The sequence below is a fragment of the Pseudomonas sp. PDM22 genome (genome assembly GCF_014851965.1).
GTDB lineage: Bacteria > Pseudomonadota > Gammaproteobacteria > Pseudomonadales > Pseudomonadaceae > Pseudomonas.
This window is the reverse complement of record NZ_JACVAR010000004.1, coordinates 176,908-196,882: the sequence shown is the minus strand read 5'-3', so window position 1 is coordinate 196,882 and position 19,975 is coordinate 176,908. Positions and strand designations below refer to the sequence as shown.

The 19,975-nt window shown below is 66.5% G+C and carries 18 protein-coding genes; 8 read left to right on the top strand and 10 right to left on the bottom strand.

Annotated elements, in window-relative coordinates:
* Positions 1-52 precede the first annotated feature (52 nt).
* Both gshA and IB255_RS15915 read left to right on the top strand, forming a co-directional pair.
* Positions 53-1,639: a glutamate--cysteine ligase gene (gene gshA / locus IB255_RS15920; RefSeq protein ID WP_081515283.1), complete on the top strand. Its 1,587-nt coding sequence runs from the start codon at positions 53-55 to the stop codon at positions 1,637-1,639.
* Between the two features lie 139 nt (positions 1,640-1,778).
* On the top strand, positions 1,779-2,027 hold the full coding sequence (locus IB255_RS15915; RefSeq protein ID WP_081515282.1) for a hypothetical protein: 249 nt from the start codon (positions 1,779-1,781) through the stop codon (positions 2,025-2,027).
* Here IB255_RS15915 and argA read toward each other — a convergent pair whose 3' ends face one another.
* Positions 2,028-3,326, bottom strand: coding sequence for an amino-acid N-acetyltransferase (argA, locus tag IB255_RS15910; protein WP_081515281.1), 1,299 nt, complete (start codon positions 3,324-3,326; stop codon positions 2,028-2,030).
* A gap of 196 nt (positions 3,327-3,522) precedes the next feature.
* Positions 3,523-4,662 carry an acetylornithine deacetylase gene (argE, locus tag IB255_RS15905; RefSeq protein WP_081515280.1) on the bottom strand — a complete coding sequence of 380 codons (1,140 nt, stop codon included), beginning with the start codon at positions 4,660-4,662 and terminating at the stop codon, positions 3,523-3,525.
* Between the two features lie 187 nt (positions 4,663-4,849).
* Between argE and IB255_RS15900 the strand changes: the two genes are divergently transcribed.
* The 4 genes from IB255_RS15900 (at position 4,850) to IB255_RS15885 (ending at position 9,552) form a co-directional block, all read left to right on the top strand.
* Positions 4,850-6,214 (top strand): inorganic triphosphatase, encoded by a 1,365-nt coding sequence (locus IB255_RS15900; RefSeq protein ID WP_081515279.1) that lies wholly within the window; start codon positions 4,850-4,852, stop codon positions 6,212-6,214.
* Positions 6,215-6,269: 55 nt separating this feature from the next.
* Entirely contained in the window at positions 6,270-8,054 is a 1,785-nt protein-coding gene (locus tag IB255_RS15895; protein ID WP_081515278.1) for a GspE/PulE family protein, read from the top strand.
* A gap of 125 nt (positions 8,055-8,179) precedes the next feature.
* On the top strand, positions 8,180-9,106 hold the full coding sequence (locus IB255_RS15890) for an SPFH domain-containing protein (RefSeq protein ID WP_081515277.1): 927 nt from the start codon (positions 8,180-8,182) through the stop codon (positions 9,104-9,106).
* On the top strand, positions 9,106-9,552 hold the full coding sequence (locus IB255_RS15885; RefSeq protein WP_081515276.1) for an NfeD family protein: 447 nt from the start codon (positions 9,106-9,108) through the stop codon (positions 9,550-9,552). The genes IB255_RS15890 and IB255_RS15885 overlap by 1 nt, the downstream gene beginning before the upstream one ends.
* 241 nt (positions 9,553-9,793) lie before the next feature.
* Here IB255_RS15885 and lgt read toward each other — a convergent pair whose 3' ends face one another.
* Both lgt and IB255_RS15875 read right to left on the bottom strand, forming a co-directional pair.
* Positions 9,794-10,594 carry a prolipoprotein diacylglyceryl transferase gene (gene lgt, locus IB255_RS15880; protein ID WP_045215607.1) on the bottom strand — a complete coding sequence of 267 codons (801 nt, stop codon included), beginning with the start codon at positions 10,592-10,594 and terminating at the stop codon, positions 9,794-9,796.
* 283 nt (positions 10,595-10,877) lie between these two features.
* Positions 10,878-11,660, bottom strand: coding sequence for a sulfite exporter TauE/SafE family protein (locus IB255_RS15875; protein WP_081515275.1), 783 nt, complete (start codon positions 11,658-11,660; stop codon positions 10,878-10,880).
* 114 nt (positions 11,661-11,774) lie between these two features.
* Here IB255_RS15875 and IB255_RS15870 point away from each other — a divergent pair, with 114 nt between their 5' ends.
* The gene (locus IB255_RS15870) at positions 11,775-12,521 is read left to right on the top strand and encodes an NRDE family protein (RefSeq protein ID WP_081515274.1); all 747 of its coding nucleotides are present in this window, start codon (positions 11,775-11,777) and stop codon (positions 12,519-12,521) included.
* On the opposite strand, the gene IB255_RS15865 is transcribed toward IB255_RS15870, so the two are convergent.
* From IB255_RS15865 to IB255_RS15855, 3 genes are all read right to left on the bottom strand, one after another.
* Entirely contained in the window at positions 12,518-13,543 is a 1,026-nt protein-coding gene (locus IB255_RS15865; protein ID WP_081515273.1) for a sensor domain-containing diguanylate cyclase, read from the bottom strand. The genes IB255_RS15870 and IB255_RS15865 overlap by 4 nt on opposite strands.
* Positions 13,544-13,640: 97 nt before the next feature.
* On the bottom strand, positions 13,641-15,920 hold the full coding sequence (gene ptsP, locus IB255_RS15860; RefSeq protein ID WP_081515272.1) for a phosphoenolpyruvate--protein phosphotransferase: 2,280 nt from the start codon (positions 15,918-15,920) through the stop codon (positions 13,641-13,643).
* Positions 15,921-15,951: 31 nt separating this feature from the next.
* Positions 15,952-16,431 (bottom strand): RNA pyrophosphohydrolase, encoded by a 480-nt coding sequence (locus IB255_RS15855; protein ID WP_017520843.1) that lies wholly within the window; start codon positions 16,429-16,431, stop codon positions 15,952-15,954.
* A gap of 147 nt (positions 16,432-16,578) precedes the next feature.
* Between IB255_RS15855 and IB255_RS15850 the strand changes: the two genes are divergently transcribed.
* Positions 16,579-17,235: an HAD family hydrolase gene (locus IB255_RS15850; protein WP_081515271.1), complete on the top strand. Its 657-nt coding sequence runs from the start codon at positions 16,579-16,581 to the stop codon at positions 17,233-17,235.
* A gap of 46 nt (positions 17,236-17,281) precedes the next feature.
* Here the strand turns inward: IB255_RS15850 and IB255_RS15845 are convergent, their stop codons facing one another.
* The 3 genes from IB255_RS15845 to ilvA all read right to left on the bottom strand — a co-directional run bounded on the left by IB255_RS15845 (position 17,282) and on the right by ilvA (position 19,823).
* The gene (locus IB255_RS15845; RefSeq protein WP_081515270.1) at positions 17,282-17,749 is read right to left on the bottom strand and encodes a DUF2269 family protein; all 468 of its coding nucleotides are present in this window, start codon (positions 17,747-17,749) and stop codon (positions 17,282-17,284) included.
* Between the two features lie 10 nt (positions 17,750-17,759).
* Positions 17,760-18,227, bottom strand: a complete 468-nt coding sequence (locus IB255_RS15840; protein WP_081515269.1) for a DUF2269 domain-containing protein — start codon at positions 18,225-18,227, stop codon at positions 17,760-17,762.
* 69 nt (positions 18,228-18,296) lie between these two features.
* On the bottom strand, positions 18,297-19,823 hold the full coding sequence (gene ilvA / locus IB255_RS15835; protein ID WP_139791462.1) for a threonine ammonia-lyase, biosynthetic: 1,527 nt from the start codon (positions 19,821-19,823) through the stop codon (positions 18,297-18,299).
* Positions 19,824-19,975: the final 152 nt, after the last annotated feature.

Here is a 19,975-nt window from a genome sequence, read left to right as displayed (position 1 = left end):
CCGCCCAGTCCACCCCCATAGTGGGGCGATTGCCGTGTGAAGGACTTCCAACTTGAGCGACCAACTCTCCCGCCGCCTGGCCCTGCTTGGCGATGCCGCCAATCTGTCCCTGCTCACCCAGTGCCTGCACGGTATCGAGCGCGAATGCCTGCGCGTCGATGAACGCGGCAAGCTCGCCCTGACCCCGCACCCGCGTGCCCTGGGCTCGGCGCTGACCAACCCGCAGATCACCACGGACTACTCCGAGTCGCTGCTGGAGTTCATCACCTCGACGTCCACCAGCGTCGAGAAGACCCTGGACGAGCTGGGTGACATCCACCGCTTCGCCAGCGGCAAGCTCGACGGCGAATACCTGTGGAGCCCGTCCATGCCCTGCGAGCTGCCGGATGAAGAGACCATCCCGATCGCCCGCTATGGCAGCTCGCACATCGGCCGCCTGAAATACGTCTACCGCAAGGGCCTGGCCCTGCGCTACGGCAAGACCATGCAGTGCATCGCCGGCATCCACTACAACTTCTCCCTGCCCGAGGGCATCTGGGAGCTGCTGCGCGAGGAAGAAGGCAGCGAGAAGAGCGCGCGGGACTTCCAGTCGCACCGCTACATCGCGATGATCCGCAACTTCCGCCGCTACAGCTGGCTGCTGATGTACCTGTTCGGCGCCTCGCCAGCCCTGGACGCCGGTTTCCTGCGTGGCCGTCCGCACGGCCTGGAAGCCTTCGACGAGCACACCCTCTACCTGCCCTACGCCACCAGCCTGCGCATGAGCGACCTGGGTTACCAGAACAACGCCCAGGCCGGCCTGACGCCCTGCTACAACGACCTGGACAGCTACATCGACAGCCTGCGCCGCGCAGTCAGCACGCCGTATGCGCCGTACGAGAAGGTCGGCACCAAGGTCGATGGCGAATGGGTTCAGCTGAACACCAACATCCTGCAGATCGAGAACGAGTACTACTCGAGCATCCGCCCGAAACGCGTCACCTACACCGGCGAGCGCCCGATCCAGGCGCTGATGGCCCGTGGCGTGCAGTACGTCGAGGCGCGCTGCCTGGACATCAACCCCTTCCTGCCGCTGGGCATCGACGTCACCGAAGCCCGCTTCCTCGACGCCTTCCTGCTCTACTGCGCGCTGTCCGACAGCCCGCCGCTGGGCGGTTGCGAGTGCGGCTCGGCCACCAGCAATTTCCTCAAGGTGGTCAAGGAAGGTCGTCGCCCGGGCCTGAAGCTGGAGCGCGGCGGCCAGCCGGTGGAAATGAAGGAGTGGGCGGGCGCCCTGCTCGACGCCATCGCGCCGATCATCGATCTGCTCGACCGTGCCAACGGCAGCAGCCTGCACGCGCAGAGCCTGGCCGAGCAGCGCGCCAAGGTCGCCGACGCCGACCTGACGCCATCGGCGAAGGTCCTGGCGGAGATGCATGAACGTGGCGAGAGCTTCGAAGCCTTCGCCCTGCGCTACAGCCGCCAGCACGCCGAAACGCTGCAGAGCGAACCCCTGCCGACGCAAGAGCAGGCGCGCTTCGAAGGCATGGCCAGCCAATCCCTGGCCGAACAGGCGGAGCTGGAGAAACAGCCCGAAGGCGATTTCGACACCTTCGTCGCCGCCTACCAGGCGAGCATCCTGGGTCTGATCAGCGTCTGATAGAGCAGGAAATCGCTGACACACAGCTCATAGAGTTCTGATCGGCATCCTGAGAGGGCGGGGAGAAAATTCCCCTCCCTGCGGATCGCGACCGGCACGACCGGCGCGATCCGCGCAAGCCTTCTCAGGAAAGCGCTCCATGAGTTCCCCTTCATCCCTCTGGACCCTCCACCAGCTGGAGACCGCCTACCAGCAAGGCTATCTGGAAGCACTGCTCGAACGCCGGCCCCGTCGGCCTGACCATGATGTCCTGGCCGCCAGCTGGGAAGCCGGCTGGCTCGATGGCAGCGAGCGCCTGCGCCAGCTCCGACCCCAGGCAGCGCCGTGCAAGGCGCTACCGCTGAAGGTGCAGATCAGGTATTCGCTGAGGCAACAGGCGAAAACCTGATCAGAGGGTCTTCTCGAACACCTGCGAGTTGCGCTGGTAGTTGTACAGCGATGCCCGCGCCGCCGGCAGGCGCTCCACGCTGCTGGGCTGGAAGCCGCGCTCGCGGAACCAGTGGGCGGTGCGCGTGGTGAGGACGTAGAGGGTCTTCAGGCCGAGGTTGCGCGCGCGCTGTTCGATGCGTTCCAGCAGATCGTCACCGCGCCCGCCGTGGCGGTACTCCGGGTTCACCGCCAGGCAGGCCAGCTCGCCGGAATCCGAATCGGCGATGGGATAGAGCGCCGCGCAGGCGATGATCAGTCCTTCGCGTTCGACGATGCTGAACTGCTCGATCTCGCGTTCCAGCACCTCGCGGGAACGGCGCACCAGGATGCCCTGCTCTTCCAGCGGACGAATCAGCTCCAGCAGTCCGCCAACGTCCTCGATGCCCGCTTCGCGCAGTTGTTCGAACTGCTCCTGGGCGACCAGGGTGCCGTTGCCGGTGCGGGTGAAGAGCTCGCTGAGCAGCGAACCGTCTTCGGTGTAGCTGACGATATGGCTGCGGCGCACGCCCGCGCGACAGGCCTGGGCAGCAGCATCCAGCAGCTCGCCCTGGTAGCTCGCGCCGAGGCGCTCCAGGTGCGCCGGCACCTGCTGCGGGCGCAGCTCGCGCACCAGCTTGCCGGCATCGTCCATCAGGCCGCGCTCGGCTCCATAGAGGATCAGCTTGTCTGCGCCCAGGTCGATGGCCGCGCGCATGGCCACGTCCTCGCAGGCGAGGTTGAAGATTTCCCCGGTGGGCGAATAGCCCAGCGGCGAGAGCAGCACGATGCTGCGCTCGTCGAGCTGGCGGTTGATGCCCTTGCGGTCGATCCGCCGCACTTCGCCGGTGTGGTGATAGTCGATACCGTCGACCACGCCGATCGGCCGCGCGGTGACGAAGTTGCCGGCGGTCACGCGCAGGCGCGAGCCCTGCATCGGCGAGGCGGCCATGTCCATGGACAGTCGCGCTTCGATGGAGATGCGCAGGCTGCCGACGGCGTCGATCACGCAGTCCAGGGTCGGCGCATCGGTGACCCGCAGGCCACGGTGGAAGCGCGGCGCCAGCCCGTGGGAAGCCAGGCGCGCCTCGATCTGCGGGCGCGAGCCATGCACCAGCACCAGGCGCACGCCGAGGCTGTGCAGCAGCACCAGGTCGTGGACGATATTGCCGAAATTGGGGTCTTCGACGCCCTCGCCGGGGAGCATCACCACAAAGGTGCAATCCCGGTGCGAATTGATATAGGGCGAGGCGTGGCGCAGCCAGTTGACGTAGTCGTGCATTGCTTGAAAAGCCTGTCGTTCGAGTGGGCGGAAATCTGTCGGATGCGGCCGGAGTTCGGCCAGGGCGGCGCGGTTATCGTCGTCGCATGCACATCGACAGGTTTCTCCTCTTGGATAGGTTGGGCCCGTTACCGGGGCGCGCTACAGGCAACTCTTCATCGACAGTTGTTGCGGACTGCTCTTCAGCGACTGCCTTTCATAAACAGTAGTGACGGATCAGGCCGCGCAGCAGTTCCACGCAGGGCTCGATGCGGTCGAGCTCGAGGTGTTCGTCCGGCTGGTGGGCGCAGGCGATGTCGCCGGGGCCCAGCACCAGGGTCTGGCAGCCGAGCTGCTGAAGATACGGTGCTTCGGTGCCAAAGGCTACCGCTTGTGCCGTGTGCCCGGTCAGACTTTCGGCCAGCCGCACCAGCTCGCTCTGTGCCGGCTCCTCGAAGGGTGGCACGGCGGGGAACAGCGGAGCGTAGTCGATCTTCACCGCATGGCGCTCGGCGACCGGCTTGAGCCGCTCACGGATGGCCTGGCGCAGGGCTTCGGGCTGCATGCCGGGCAGCGGGCGCAGATCGAACTCCAGCGCACACTGGCCGCAGATGCGGTTGGGGTTGTCGCCGCCGTGGATGCAGCCCAGGTTGAGGGTCGGCTGCGGCACGCTGAACTGCGGGTTGCTGAACTCCTGCTGCCACTGGTTGCGCAGGCCCTGCAATTCGCCCATCACCGCCTGCATCGCCTCCAGCGCACTGCGCCCCAGGCTCGGGTCGGAGGAGTGGCCGCTCTGCCCGAGGATGTCGATGCGCTCCATCATCACGCCCTTGTGCAGGCGGATCGGCTTGAGGTTGGTCGGCTCGCCGATCACCGCCGCACGGCCCAGCGGCCGCCCGGCCTCGGCCAGCACACGGGCGCCGGCCATGGAGCTTTCCTCGTCGCAGGTGGCAAGGATGATCAGTGGCTGTTTGAACGGCTGATCGAGCAATGGCAGCAGCGCTTCGATGGCCAGGGCGAAGAAGCCCTTCATGTCGCAGGAGCCGAGGCCGAACCAACGCCCGTCGCGTTCGTCCAGGCCCAGCGGGTCGCTTTTCCACAGGGCCTCGTCGTAGGGCACGGTATCGGTGTGTCCGGCCAGCACCAGGCCGCCGGGGCCACTGCCCAGGGTAGCGACCAGGTTGAACTTGCCCGGCGACACCGGCTGCAGCTCGCAGGCGAAGCCCAGGTCCACCAGCCAGTTGCCCAGCAACTCGACCACCGGGCGGTTGGACTGGTCCAGTGCGGGCTGGGTGCAGCTGACCGAGGGGATTGAGATCAGCTCGGCGAAGCGTTGTTTGAGCGGCGGCAACGGCATGGCTTTCTCCAGAAGATGGACTCCACTATGGACCATGCGGCGGTGCGGTAAAACCTCGCGGCGCCCGGCAGGAACGCTGAAGTCCTGTAAACTGCATGACTTTGAAGCCTTTTTCGCGCCCGTCGTTCCGTCCTTGCTACAAGAGGCCGGGAATCCGGGCGCGTCCGCTCTGAACCGGACCCCCGCCATGCAGAAAGAAACCGAAATCAAATTGCGCGTCAGCCGCGAGACCCTCGAAGCCCTGCGCGATCACCCGGCGCTGAAGAAGCGCAACAAATCCGGCTGGGAGCCCCGCGAGCTGTTCAACCAGTATTACGACACCCCCGGCCGCGACCTGGCCCGCGCCCGCGTGGCGCTGCGCATGCGCAAGGATGGCGAGCAGTTCATCCAGACCCTGAAGACCCGCGGCCAGAGTGTGGCCGGCTTGTCCGAGCGCAACGAATGGGACTGGTACCTGGAGAAGAACAAGCTCGACCTGAAGAAACTCGACGACCAGTGCTGGCCGGCCGCCCTCGCCGACCTGGACAAGAAAAGCCTGAAGCCGATCTTCAGCACCGACTTCACCCGCCAGCGCGCCGAGATCGCCTGGGGCCGCGGCAAGGCCAAGGTGGTGATCGAGGCCGCGCTGGACCTGGGCAAGGTCATCGCCGGCAAGCAGGAAGAGGAAATCTGCGAGCTGGAACTGGAACTGCGCCAGGGCGAGCCCGAGGCGCTGCTGGAACTGGCCATCGAACTGGCCGCGGACCTGGCGCTGATGCCCTGCGACATCAGCAAGGCCGAGCGCGGCTACCGACTGTTCGACCCGGCCAGCTACAGCATCCAGCCCGACACCCAGAAGCTGCTGCATGAAACCCCGCTGGACGGCGCCTTCGCCGCGCTGTCCTGGTCGCTGCTGGGCAGCAGCCAGCGCCTCGCCGAGCAATACCGCTTCAACGGCCACTGGAGCCTGCTGGAAAGCTGGCTGCAGCAACTGGTCGACCTGCGCGCCCTGCTCGGCAGCCTCGGCCAGGCCGTGCCGCGCGCCAGCACCCGCGAGCTGCGTGCTGCCCTCGACGCGCTGATCGCCGACTGGCAGCCGCGCATCGAACAGGGTCGCCACGACGACGCCGTGCGCCAGCAGATGCCGGCCGCCTTCCGCGAGGAACTGGCCAACCTGCGCTGGGGTCAGTTCTCCCTGAGCACCTCGCGCTGGCTGCTGGGCAAGGGCTGGGCCACCGAGCGCAACGAACGCGCCAACCGCCTGGGCGGTTCCGCCGTCGGCAAGTGGCTGCAGCGCACCCTGGCCGAAGAGGCCCAGGCCATGCCGCTGCAACGCGCTCAGCAACTGCCCGAAGTGCTCGCCGACCAACTGCCGCGCCTGCAGCGCATGCTGGTCTGGCTGCGCCTGGCGCGCAGCGTGCTGGAGCTGCCGGAAACCGACCGCCTGTACGGCGAACTGGCCAAGCTGCAGGAGCTGCTCGTCACTCCCGACGCCGAGGGGCGCCTGGATGCCCTCGCGGCCCAGGCCCATACTGTGCTGACCCTCAAGCCGTGGAAGGCGCTTTTGAAATAAGCTGGCCCGGCATTGCTGCGGGCCTGTGACCCGCCACTGGAAGTAGGGAGTCCGCATGTCCGTCTTTGCCCCATCCGCCCAGGACCGTCCGCTCGACCTGGGCGATATCCTGCGCGAGCTGGTCACCCAGGGCCGCGTCGCCCAGGATGACGCCGAGCAGTGCCTGGCGATCCGCCGCAGCGCCGTGAAGAACCAGCAGCACCCGCTGGAGTTCCTCGCCGCGCAGCAGGTCGCGGACCGCCAGCGGCCCGGGCACAAGCTGGACCTGGACACCTTGGTGAGGTGGCTGGCGGACTTTTCCGGGCAGCCCTACCTGCGCATCGACCCGCTGAAGATCGACGTCGCCGCCGTCACCCCGCTGATGTCCTACGCCTTCGCCCAGCGCCACCAGATCCTCGCGGTCGCGGTGGCGCCGGATGAAGTCACCATCGCCAGTGCGCAGCCGTTCGTGCACGCCTGGGAGAGCAACCTCACCCACGTGCTCAAGCGCCCGATCAGGCGCGTGGTCGCCAACCCGGTGGATATCCAGCGCTTCACCGTGGAGTTCTACCGCCTCGCCAAATCGGTGACCGGCGCCAGCTCGCAGGACCAGAAGATCAGCGGCATCGGCAACTTCGAGCAACTGCTCAACCTGGGCGCCAACGACCAGGAGCCCGATGCCAACGATGCGCACATCGTCACCATCGTCGACTGGCTGTTCCAGTACGCCTTCCAGCAGCGCGCCAGCGATATCCACATCGAGCCGCGCCGCGAGCAGGGCACCGTGCGCTTCCGCATCGACGGCGTGCTGCACAACGTCTACCAGTTCCCGCCACAGGTCAGCATGGCGGTGGTCAGCCGCCTGAAGTCCCTGGGCCGGATGAACGTTGCCGAGAAGCGCAAGCCACAGGACGGCCGGGTGAAGACCAAGACCCCGGATGGCGCCGAAGTGGAGCTGCGCCTGTCGACCCTGCCCACGGCCTTCGGCGAGAAGATGGTGATGCGGATCTTCGACCCCGAGGTACTGCTCAAGTCCTTCGACCAGCTCGGCTTCTCCCCCGACGACCTGCGCCGCTGGGAGAGCATGACCAGCCAGCCCAACGGCATCATCCTGGTCACCGGCCCCACCGGTTCGGGCAAGACCACCACGCTCTACACCACGCTCAAGCAGCTTGCCACGGATGAAGTGAACCTCTGCACCATCGAGGACCCGATCGAGATGATCGAGCCCTCGTTCAACCAGATGCAGGTGCAGCACAACATCGACCTGACCTTCGCCAGCGGCGTGCGCGCCCTGCTGCGTCAGGACCCGGACATCATCATGGTCGGCGAAATCCGCGACCTGGAGACCGCCGAAATGGCGATCCAGGCGGCGCTCACCGGCCACCTGGTGCTCTCCACCCTGCACACCAACGACTCACCCACCGCCATCACCCGCCTGCTCGAACTGGGCGTGCCCTACTACCTGATCCGCGCCACCGTGCTCGGCGTCATGGCCCAGCGCCTGGTGCGTACCCTCTGCCCGCACTGCAAGGCGCCGATGGAGCTGCACGAGGAGGACTGGCAGGAAGTCACCCGCCCGTGGAACGCCCCGCTGCCCACCGGCGCGCACCAGGCCGTCGGCTGCCTGGAGTGCCGCGATACCGGCTACCGCGGGCGCGCCGGCGTGTACGAGATCATGCTGCTGAGCGAATCGCTGAAAGAGCTGATCACCGCCGACACCGACCTCATCCCGCTGCGCCGCCAGGCCTTCAAGGAAGGCATGCGCAGCCTGCGGCTGTCCGGTGCGCAGAAGGTGGCCGCCGGCCTGACGACCATCGAGGAAGTCATGCGGGTCACACCGCAAAGCGAGCAGAAGTAGGCCGCCGGTCAGGCGCCTGAGGAAAACTCCGCAGGCGCCTGCTGGAATTTCCTGCATGCCTGCCCGGTACACCGGTTCGGTTACACTCGACCCTCTTCATCCAAGCCAGACAAGGAGTCCTTTGCATGGAAATCGGCAGTGTCGCCCTGCTGTTCGTCATCCTCGCCATCGTCATCGTCCTCATGGGGTTCAAGGTCGTGCCCCAGGGCTTCGAATGGACCATCGAGCGCTTCGGCCGCTACACCGTCACCCTGAAGCCGGGCCTGAGCATCATCATTCCGGTGGTGGACCGCGTCGGCCAGAAGATCAACATGATGGAGCGCGTGCTCGACGTGCCGCCGCAGGAGGCCATCAGCGCCGACAACGCCATCGTGCAGATCGACGCCGTGTGCTTCTTCCAGGTGGTCGACGCGGCGCAGGCGGCGTATGAAGTCAGCGGGCTGGAAAACGCCGTGCGCAACCTGGTGATGACCAACATCCGCACCGTGCTCGGCTCCATGGAGCTGGACCACATGCTCAGCCAGCGCGACGCGATCAACGAGCGCCTGCTGCGCACCGTCGACGAGGCCACCGCACCCTGGGGCCTGAAGGTCACCCGTATCGAGATCAAGGACATCAGCCCGCCGGCCGACCTGGTGGAAGCCATGGCCAGCCAGATGAAGGCCGAGCGCTTGAAGCGCGCGCAGATCCTCGAAGCCGAAGGCCGCCGCGCCGCGGAAATCCTCACCGCCGAGGGCAAGAAGCAGGCACAGATCCTCGAGGCCGAGGGCCTGCGCCAGTCGGCCTTCCTCGAGTCCGAAGCGCGCGAGCGCCAGGCCGAGGCCGAGGCCAAGGCGACCCAGGTGGTCTCCGAAGCCATCGCCAGCGGCAACGTGCAGGCGATCAACTACTTCGTCGCACAGAAGTACGTCGACGCCCTTGGCCAGCTGGCCAGCTCCAACAACAGCAAGATCGTGCTGATGCCGCTGGAAGCCAGCCAGGTGATCGGTGCGGTCGGCGGCATCGGCGAGATCGTCAAGGCCACCTTCGGCGAAACCAAGGGCCGTAGCTGATGGCTGCCTTTCTCCAGAACCTCGGTTTCTGGGACTGGCTGGGCCTGGGCATCGTCCTGCTGATCCTGGAAATCTTCGGTGCCGGCGGCTACCTGCTGTGGATCGGCATCGCCGCGGCGCTGACCGGCGTGCTGTCGTTCCTGCTGCCGGGGCTGGACTGGGTCTGGCAGTGCCTGGCCTTCGGCGTGCTGGCGATCCTCACCGCGCTGTACTGGTGGAACCACCAGCGCCTCAACAAGCGCCAGGCCGTGCCCTCCAGCCTCAACCGTCGCGGCAGCGAGCTGGTCGGCCGGCAGTTCGCCCTGCATGACGCCATCGTCGGCGGGCGCGGCAAGATCCGCGTCGGTGACAGCGTCTGGCTGGTCAGCGGGCCTGACCTGCCCGCTGGCGCGCAGGTGCGCGTGACCGGGCAGGACGGTGTGCTGCTGCTCGTCGAGCCGATCTGAGCACCGATCAAACCGGTATCTGCAGGAGCGAGCTTGCTCGCGAACCCGCCCCCGCTGCGGAGCTCGGTTCGCGTGCACGAATGCAGGATGGGGGGGCTTGTGATAGCTATCGGCAGAGCCGGTAAGCACATTGATGGGTATCGCTTCGCTCCACGCCATCCTACATAGCGGGAACAGCCCTCCCAAGCTGACCTCAACGAAAAAGCCCGCCAATCGGCGGGCTTTTTCATTCAGGCGAAACTCAGCTCGCGGCCGGCTGCGCCGGGGCGCGGCGGTAGGCCCAGACCATCAGCGCGATGCCGCCCAGGACCATCGGCACGCACAGCACCTGGCCCATGGTCAGCCAGCCCCACGCCAGGTAGCCCAGTTGGGCATCCGGCACACGGACGAACTCGACGATGAAGCGGAAGATGCCGTAGCACAGCACGAACAGGCCGGACACCGAGGCGGTCGGGCGTGGCTTGCGGGTGAACAGCCAGAGCACGACGAACAGCGCCACGCCTTCCAGCGCGAACTGGTACAGCTGCGACGGGTGGCGCGGTTCCGGGCCGCCGGTGGGGAAGATCATCGCCCAGGGCACGTCGGTCACCTTGCCCCACAGCTCGCCGTTGATGAAGTTGCCGATACGCCCGGCGCCCAGGCCGATCGGCACCAGCGGCGCGATCAGGTCCATCAGCTGGAAGAAGCTCTTGTTGTTGCGCTTGCCGAACCACCAGGTGGCCAGCATCACGCCGATCAACCCGCCGTGGAACGACATGCCGCCCTTCCACACCTCGAAGATCAGCGTCGGGTTGGCGATGTACTCGTCCAGGTTGTAGAACAGCACGTAGCCCAGGCGACCGCCCAGGACCACGCCGCACGCGACCCAGAAGACCAGGTCGGAGAGTTTCTCCTTGGTCCAGGTCGGATCGAAATCCTTCAGCTTGCGCGACGCCAGCAGCCAGGCGCCGCCGATGCCGATCAGGTACATCAGGCCGTACCAGTGGATTTTCAGCGGCCCGAGCGCTACGGCAACCGGGTCGATCTGTGGATAAGGCAGCATCCGCTACTCCTAGGGTCTGTTGACGTTTTTTCGCGCGCCGCGTTGCCGCGTCAAACCACGCCAGGCTAGACGCGGGACGCCGGCAATGGCCACTCCCTTGCCTAGTCCCGCAACGACGCATGGCGTGGTTTGACGCGCAACCCGAAGGGACGGGCCACATTTTGCGCAGCGCCGCATGACTTGGCGCCCATTTGAAACAAACATAACTCTCTCCTCGCGCCATACCTGCGCAAAATCTGGCTCCGTCGCGGCCGCGACAAAACGTCAGCAGACCCTCTGGAACTCAGATCAGGAAACTCATGCCCACGCTGAACAGCAGCAGGGCGAACAAACGCTTGAGCACCAGGGGTGGCAGGCGATGCGCCAGCCGAGCCCCGATGCGGGCGAAGAACATGCTGGTGAGGGCAATACCCACCAGCGCCGGGAGGTAGACGAAGCCCAGGCTCATCTCCGGCAGCTTGTCGTTGTGCCAGCCGACAGCGATGAAGGATATCGCGCCGGCGATGGCGATCGGCAGGCCGCACGCCGAGGAAGTCGCAACCGCCTGTTGCATGGAGACGCCACGCCAGGTCAGGAAAGGCACGGTCAGCGAGCCGCCGCCGATGCCGAAAATCGCCGAAGCCCAGCCCACCACGCCGCCGGCCACGCCCAGGCCGAAGCGCCCCGGCAGGTCGCGCGCGCCCTTGGGCTGCAGGCCCAGTGCCATCTGGATCGACACCAGGATGGCGAAGGTACCGATGATCTTCTGCAGCACCGGGCCCTGGATCTTCGACGCGGTGATCGCCCCCAGCGCGCTGCCGACCAGGATGCCGACCGTCATCCAGCCGAACACCGGCCAGCGCACCGCGCCACGGCGATGGTGTTCGATGATCGAGTTGATCGAGGTGAAGACGATGGTCGCCAGAGAAGTGCCGACCGCCATCTGGGTCAGCACGTCGGGCGAGAAACCGTGGGCACCGAAGCTGAACACCAGGGCCGGGACGATGATCAACCCGCCGCCGACGCCGAACAGGCCGGCGAGCACGCCAGCGCAGGCGCCAAGCACCAGGTAGAGCACGAACTCCATGGGCAACCTCGGGCAACAAAGCGGGCATGGTAGCCGAAGGCTCCCGGGCGCTCCAGCCACTCCGGGACATCGGCGGATGTTGATAGACTGCCGGGACACCACGGAGTTCGACCCATGTGCCTGATCGTCTTCGCCTGGCGTCCCGGCCACGCCACGCCCCTGATCGTCGCGGCCAACCGCGATGAGTTCTACGCCCGACCGACCCTGCCGCTGGCGGCCTGGGAGGAATACCCCGGCGTCTATGCCGGCCGCGACCTGGAGGCCGGCGGTACCTGGCTGGGCGTGGCGCCCGACGGCCGCTTCGCCGCCCTGACCAACGTGCGCGACCCTGGCCAGCCGCTGGGCCCGCGCTCCCGCGGCGAGCTGGTGGCGGCCTTCCTGCAGGGCCGGCAGGCACCGCTGGAGTACCTGCAGCAGGTCGCCCGCCGCGCCACGGATTACAGCGGCTTCAACCTGCTGGTGGGCGACAGTGCGCAGCTCTGCTACTTCAACCCCCGCGTCGGCCCGCCGGTGGCGGTGGCGCCGGGTGTACACGGGCTCTCCAACGCCGCGCTGAACACGCCCTGGCCCAAGCTGCTGAATGCCCGCAACGGGCTGGAGGCCGCGCTGCAGAGGCCAGACACCAGCTCACTGGTGGCGCTGCTGGCCGACAACCGCCAGCCCAGCGAAGCCGAGCTGCCGGATACCGGCGTCGGCCTGGCCACGGAGCGCCTGTTGTCGAGCGTTTTCATCGCCAGCCCGACCTACGGCACCCGCGCCAGCACCGCGCTGATCGTCCATGCGGACGGCCGCCGCGAGCTTCTGGAACACAGCTTCGGCCCCAGTGGCGCGCGTCTGGGCGAAGTGGCCCTGTCCCTCTAGCAGGTGACGATGCAGTCGCGTTGGGCCTTGGCGCGGTAGAGCCCTTCGTCCAGGCGACGCAGCATCACCGACAGGTCCTCGCCGGGCTGCATCGCCGTCACCGAGAAGCTGGCGGTGAGCTGGGTCGGCAGCGAGATATCGGCCCGGCGCAGGCTCATGCGCAGCCGCTCGGCCAGTTCGCGCGCCGCTTCGCAGGTGGTTTCCGGCAGCAGCACGATGAATTCCTCGCCGCCCCAGCGGGCGAAGCAGTCCTCCTCGCGCAGACGCCGCCGCACCACTTCGGCCACCGCCACCAGCACGCGGTCGCCGGCCGGGTGACCAAGGCTGTCGTTGATGCGCTTGAAGTGGTCGAGGTCGAACATCATCAGCGAGCAGCCGTGGCCGTGGCGCTGCAGACGCTGCCATTCGGCGTGCAACTGCTGCTCGAAACGCCGGCGGTTGGCGATCTGTGTCAGCGGGTCGATCTCGGAAAGGCGCAGGGCGACGGCGGCCTGTTCGGCGAGCGCCTGGTTGGCCTGGCGCAAGGCTTCGGTGCGCTGCAGCACCAGGTATTCCAGGCTCAGGTTGAGCTGGTGCAGTTCGTGGTTCTTCTCCTGCAGCTCCAGCTCCGCGAGCTTGCGCTCGTGGATGTTGCGGTGCGCGCCAATCATCCGCGTCGGCTTGCCCGCCTCGTCGAACTCGAAGAAGCGCCCGTGATCGCTGACCCACAGGTAATTTCCGTCCAGGCAGCGGCAGCGGTACTCCTCGCGGTAGACGCCGCTGCGCCCCTGCACATAGGCATCGAACGCGAACATCACGCGGGAGAAGTCCTCGGGATGGATGATCTCGTGCCAGGTGGCGACGTTTTCCGGGAGGCTGTCGGGGTCATAGCCGAGCATGGCGTACCAGCCCGGACTGCGAGTGACATGGTTGCTGCGGATGTCCCAGTCCCAGATGCCATCGCTGACAATGCTCAGGGCATAGCGCAGGGTGCGGGCGCTGGCGCCGGTGTCCGTGCAAGGCGGCTGGTCGAGCTCTTCCATAAGCTGCGTCCTGGCCGGTGATCCGGCCCTGTTACTTCATCTGCCCTGTGGTCATGCACGGATCCGCAGGTGGCTTTCGTAAAGAACTGTCGCCGCGTCAGGCCTGGATGGTCGCGGCCGGGTTGATCACACGGCCCAGCCCCAGGTTGCGCAGGGCCAGGTGCAGCGAGCTGTGGATAACCTGCGGGTTGTCGAAGGTCATCAGCTGGCTGAGCAGTTCGCGAGCCCTGGACAGGGTCATCTGGCGCAACAGCCATTTAACCTTGGGCAAGTTCGTGGCGTTCATCGACAGGGAGTCGAAGCCCATGGCCATCAGCAGCACGGCAGCGGCCGGGTCACCGGCCATCTCGCCGCAGATGCTCACCGGCTTGCCTTCGGCGTGGGAGTCATCGACCACCTTCTTCAGCGCCTGCAGCACGGCCGGGTGCAGGTAGTCGTAGAGGTCGGCGACACGCGGGTTGTTGCGGTCCACGGCCAGCAGGTACTGGGTCAGGTCGTTGGAGCCGACCGAGAGGAAGTCCACCTGGCGCGCCAGTTCGCGGGTCTGGTACACGGCGGCGGGGATCTCCACCATCATGCCGATCGGCGGCATGGGGATGTCGACGCCTTCGTCGCGCACTTCACCCCAGGCGCGGTGGATCAGGTGCAGCGCCTCTTCCAGCTCGTGGGTGCCGGAGATCATCGGCAGCAGGATGCGCAGGTTGTCCAGGCCTTCACTGGCCTTGAGCATGGCGCGGGTCTGCACCAGGAAGATTTCCGGGTGGTCGAGGGTGACGCGGATGCCGCGCCAGCCGAGGAAGGGGTTGTCTTCCTTGATCGGGAAGTAGGACAGCGCCTTGTCGCCGCCGATGTCCAGGGTGCGCATGGTCACCGGCAGCGGGTGGAAGGCGGAGAGCTGCTCGCGGTAGATGGCGAGCTGCTCCTTCTCGCTGGGGAAGCGGTCGTTGATCATGAACGGCACTTCGGTGCGGTACAGGCCGACCCCTTCGGCACCGCGCTCCTGGGCGCGCGCGACGTCCGCCAGCAGGCCGGTGTTGACCCACAGCGGCATGCGATGGCCGTCCAGCGTCTCGCAGGGCAGCTCGCGCAGCGCGGCCAGGCCCTTGCTCAGCTCCTTCTCTTCGGCGACCACTTCGCCGTACTGCTTGACCAGCTGCGGCGACGGGTTGGTGTAGATCTCGCCGTGGTAGCCGTCGACGATCAGGTCGATGCCGTCGACCTTGGAATACGGCAGGTCGACCGCGCCCATGACGGTCGGGATGCCCATGGCGCGGGCGAGGATGGCGACGTGGGAGTTGCCCGAGCCGAGCACCGAGATCAGGCCCACCAGCTTGCCTTCGGGCACTTCGCCGAGCATGGCCGGCGACAGCTCCTCGCTGACGATGATGGTCTGGTCGGGGTAGGTCAGCGACTGCTTACGCTCTTCCTGGAGGTACGCCAGGATGCGCCGGCCGATGTCCTTGACGTCCGATGCACGCTCGCGCAGGTAGGCGTCGTCCATCAGCTCGAAGCGCTGCACGTGCTCCATGACCACCTGGCGCAGGGCGCCCTGTGCCCACTGGCCGGTGCGGATGATGCGCTTGACCTCAAGGCCGATGGAGGCGTCATCGAGCATCATCAGGTAGACGTCGAACAGCGCCCGCTCTTCCTTGCGCAGCTGGGTAGCCAGCTTGCTGGAGAGGTTGCGCATGTCCTCGCGAACCGATTCCAGCGCCTGCTTGAAGCGCTCGACCTCGGCCTCGACGTCATCGATGGGTTTGTCCGGGACGACTTCGAGATCAGCCGGCGGCAGCACCACCACGGCCTTGCCCACGGCCACGCCGGGGGCGCCGGGGACGCCGACGAACTTGGCTTCGCTGATGCCCTTGCCCATCTTGCCCAGGCCGCGGATCGAGCCGGTGGCCTCGGCGTGGGCGATTACGCCGGCGAGTTGCGCGCTCATGGTGACGAGGAAGGCTTCCTCGCCTTCGTCGAACTGGCGCTTTTCCTTCTGCTGCACAACCAGAACACCCATCACCCGACGGTGGTGGATGATCGGCGCGCCAAGGAAGGAGGCGTAGCGTTCCTCGCCGGTCTCGGCGAAGTAGCGGTAACGGGGGTGTTCGGAGGCGTTCTCGAGGTTCAGCGGCTCTTCGCGGGTGCCGACCAGGCCGACCAGGCCCTCGTTGGGCGCCATGCTGACCTTGCCGATGGAGCGCTTGTTCAGGCCCTCGGTGGCCATCAGCACGAAGCGGTTGCTCTCCGGGTCGAGCAGGTAGACCGAGCACACCTGGCTGCCCATGGCCTCCTTGACCCGCAGCACGATGATGCCCAGCGCCGCCTTGAGGTCCTTGGCGGAGTTCACTTCCTGGACGATCTTACGCAGCGTGTTGAGCATGGCGTGGGGGTCTAACTCCTTGAACTTCGTGCTAGTCGCGCGCCAGCAGGCGCGGTGCCAATTCCTTCAGAGCCCGGCGGTAGACCTCGCGCTTGAAGGTCACGACCTGGCCCAGCGGGTACCAGTAGCTCACCCATTTCCAGCCGTCGAATTCGGGTTTGCCGGTGACATCCATGCGCACCCGGCTTTCCTCGCCGGTCAGGCGCAGAAGGAACCACTTCTGTTTCTGCCCGATGCACAGCGGCTGGCTGTTGGTACGCACCAGGCGTTGCGGCAGGCGGTAACGCAGCCAGCCCCGGGTACAGGCGAGGATCTTGACGTCCTGCTCTTCCAGGCCGACTTCTTCGTTCAGTTCGCGGTACAGCGCTTCCTCAGGGGTTTCTCGGGCGTTGATGCCGCCCTGGGGAAATTGCCAGGCTTCCTGGTTGATGCGCCGTGCCCACAGTACCTGTCCGACATCGTTGCAAAGGATGATGCCGACATTGGGGCGAAAACCATCGGGATCGATCACGGCGGTACATCCTCGAAATCGCGTGTGCCCGCATTGTTCCACAAAGCTTGTGACAGCGGCAACGCGGGCTGCGGCGTCCTGTGCCGGGTGGGCAAAAGCCGTTACTCTAGGCGACTTTTCCGTATTGGCAACTGGCGGTAATCCATCGTGCGACTGGCTCTCTTCGATCTCGACAACACCCTTCTGGCCGGCGACAGCGACCACAGCTGGGGCGAATGGCTGTGCCAGCGCGCTCTGGTAGACGCCGGCGAGTACCAGGCACGCAACGATGCCTTCTATGCCGACTACATGGCCGGCACCCTCGACGTGTTCGCCTACCAGGCCTTCACCCAGGCGATCCTGGGCCGCAACAGCCTGGACCAGCTGGACACCTGGCACCGCCAGTTCATGCAGGAGGTGATCGAGCCCATCGTCCTGGCCAAGGGCGAGGCCCTGCTGGCCGAGCACCGCGCTGCGGGCGACAAGCTGGTGATCATCACCGCCACCAACCGCTTCGTCACCGGCCCGATTGCCGCGCGCCTGGGCGTGGAAACCCTGATCGCCACCGAGTGCGAAATGCTCGATGGCCTCTACACCGGCCGCACCTTCGACGTGCCCTGCTTCCAGGGCGGCAAGGTGACCCGCCTCAACCGCTGGCTCGAAGAGACCGGCCTGAAGCTGGACGACGCCTATTTCTACAGCGACTCGCGCAACGACCTGCCGCTGCTGGAGCTGGTGGCCAATCCGGTAGCCGTCGACCCCGACGACACCCTGCGCGCCACCGCCACCGAGCGCGGCTGGCCGGTGATCAGCCTGCGCGACTGAGCGCCCGTCAACCTGCGCTGAGGGCTCCTCTATCTGCGCTGAGGGTTCAGAAGCCCTTGTTGACCATCAGGTAGAAGATCGCCAGGAAGGCCAGGAACGCCGGCCAGCCCAGGGCGAACCACCAGCGCATATAGAGGAAGGCCCTGGGCGGCAACGCTGCACCATCGCGGTGCGCCGCCTCGGCCATGTCACGCACGCGGATCTGCAGCCACACCACCGGCAGCCAGCAGACACCGGCGAACACATAGAGCGCCAGGCTCCACAGCAGCCAGCCCGAATCCAGCGGCCAGCCAGCCATGTGCGCCATGGCGATGCCGCTCAGCGGCTGGAACACCGCCGTGGTGGCGATGAACAGCCAGTCGGCGGTGACCAGATGGCGGAAGGTGATGCGGATGGCTTCCAGGTTGCCGCTGCGCCAGGCCCGCCAGCTGTAGTAGGCCGAGCCCAGCCCGGTGCCGAACAGCAGCGTGGAAGACAGGATATGAAAGGTCTTGAGCAGCAGGTAGAGGTTCACGCGGTGGGCATCACACCGGCTTGCTGATCATCAGCACCAGGATTGCGATCACACAAAGCAGCGCCAGCGCGAAGAAGGCCAGGCCGAACTTCCACTGCCGCGCGGCGCCCGATGCAATCGGCTCGCCGCTGCTCTGCGCCACCAGTGCCAGGTCGCGGATGCGCCACAGGCGGGTGGTGAACAGCAGCCAGAAGATAGTCGCGACGATCAGCAGGCAGGCGCTGCCCAACAGCCAGGTTTGCCCCAGCGGCCAGCCGACGGTCTGCACCATGCGGTAGCCGGTGACTGGCAGGCTGGCGACGCTGCCGGCCACCAGTACCCAGCCGATCAGGCCGATGCGCTGCAGCGCCTTGGCGATCACCCCGGCGTCGCCGCCACGCCAGCTGCGCCAGCCGTACCAGGCCAGGCCGATGATGGCCAGGAACGGCAGCACCGCGGCGATGCCGTGGAGGATGCGGAAGGTCTGCAGGCTTTCCATTTCAATTCCCTGTGAAGAAGGCGGCGTTCCGACAAGCCTAGCAGCAGTCGCGCCGCCCCTGCCCGATCCTCAGCCGAGGAACAGGCGGTAGGCCGGGTTGTCCGTCTCGTCCCAGTAGGGGTAGCCGATCTCTTCCAGCGCGGCCGCCACCAGGTGACGCTCGTCTTCCGGCACCTGCAGGCCCGCGACCACGCGACCATCGGCCGCGCCGTGGTTGCGGTAGTGGAACAGGGTGATGTTCCAGCGCCCGCCCAGGCGGTTGAGGAAGTTGAACAGCGCGCCGGGGCGCTCGGGGAACTCGAAGCGGAACACCTGCTCGCCGGAGACGCGCGGCGAATGGCCGCCGACCATGTGGCGGATGTGCAGCTTGGCCAGTTCGTTGTCGGTCAGGTCCAGTACCGGGAAGCCCTGTTCCTGCAACTGCTGCACCAGTGCCGCGCGCGGGTCGTTCTCCGGGTGCGTCTGCACGCCGACGAAGATGTGCGCTTCGCTGTCGGTGTTGTAGCGGTAGTTGAACTCGGTGATCTGGCGCTTGCCGATGGCCTCGCAGAAGGCCTTGAAGCTGCCCGGACGCTCGGGGATGGTCACCGCGATGATCGCTTCGCGCTTCTCGCCCAGCTCCGCACGCTCGGCCACGTGGCGCAGGCGGTCGAAGTTGATGTTGGCGCCCGAATCGATGGCGACCAGGGTCTCACCCTTCACGCCTTCGCGCTCGACGTACTTCTTGATCCCGGCCACTGCCAACGCGCCGGCCGGCTCGGTGATCGAGCGGGTGTCGTCGTAGATGTCCTTGATCGCCGCGCAGATTTCGTCGGTGCTGACGGTAATCACTTCATCGACATGGTCCTTGCACAGCTCGAAGTTGTGCTTGCCGATCTGCGCCACGGCCACGCCGTCAGCGAACAGCCCGACCTGGCCGAGTACCACGCGCTCGCCGGCGGCCATGGCGGCCTGCAGGCAGTTGGAGTCGTCCGGCTCGACGCCGATGACCTTGATCTCCGGGCGCAGGTACTTCACGTACGCGGCAATGCCGGCGATCAGGCCGCCACCGCCAACGGGCACGAAGATCGCGTCGATGCGGCCGGGGTTCTGGCGGAGGATTTCCATGGCCACGGTGCCCTGGCCAGCGATCACGTCCGGATCGTCGTAGGGGTGGATGTAGACGTAGCCCTTTTCTTCCACCAGCTTCAGCGAGTGCGCCAGCGCGTCGGGGAAGGCGTCACCGTGCAGCACGGCCTTACCGCCACGGGCGCGTACGCCCTGGACCTTCAGCTCCGGCGTGGTGCGCGGCATCACGATGGTGGCCTTGATGCCCAGCTCGCGGGCGGCCAGCGCCACGCCCTGGGCATGGTTGCCGGCGGAGGCGGTGACGACGCCGCGGGCGAGTTCTTCCGGGCTCAGTTGCGCCAGCTTGTTGTAGGCGCCGCGAATCTTGAAGGAGAACACCGGCTGCAGGTCTTCGCGTTTCAGCAGAATCTGGTTGCCCAGGCGCTCGGAGAGCTGGCGGGCGGGCTGCAGGGGCGTTTCCACGGCAACGTCGTAGACACGCGAGGTGAGGATCTTCTTGACGTATTGTTCGAGCATCGGAAGGGCTATATCGGCGGCTTTTCGAGGAACCGCGAGTCTACTCCAGCCGGCGCGGCGCGGGCCACCGAACAATCCGCGCGCAGATGACCATAACAGTTGCCCGGCGGCGCAACACCGGCGCGCCGTCGACCGCTATAATCCGCCCTTTCGACCATTCTCCG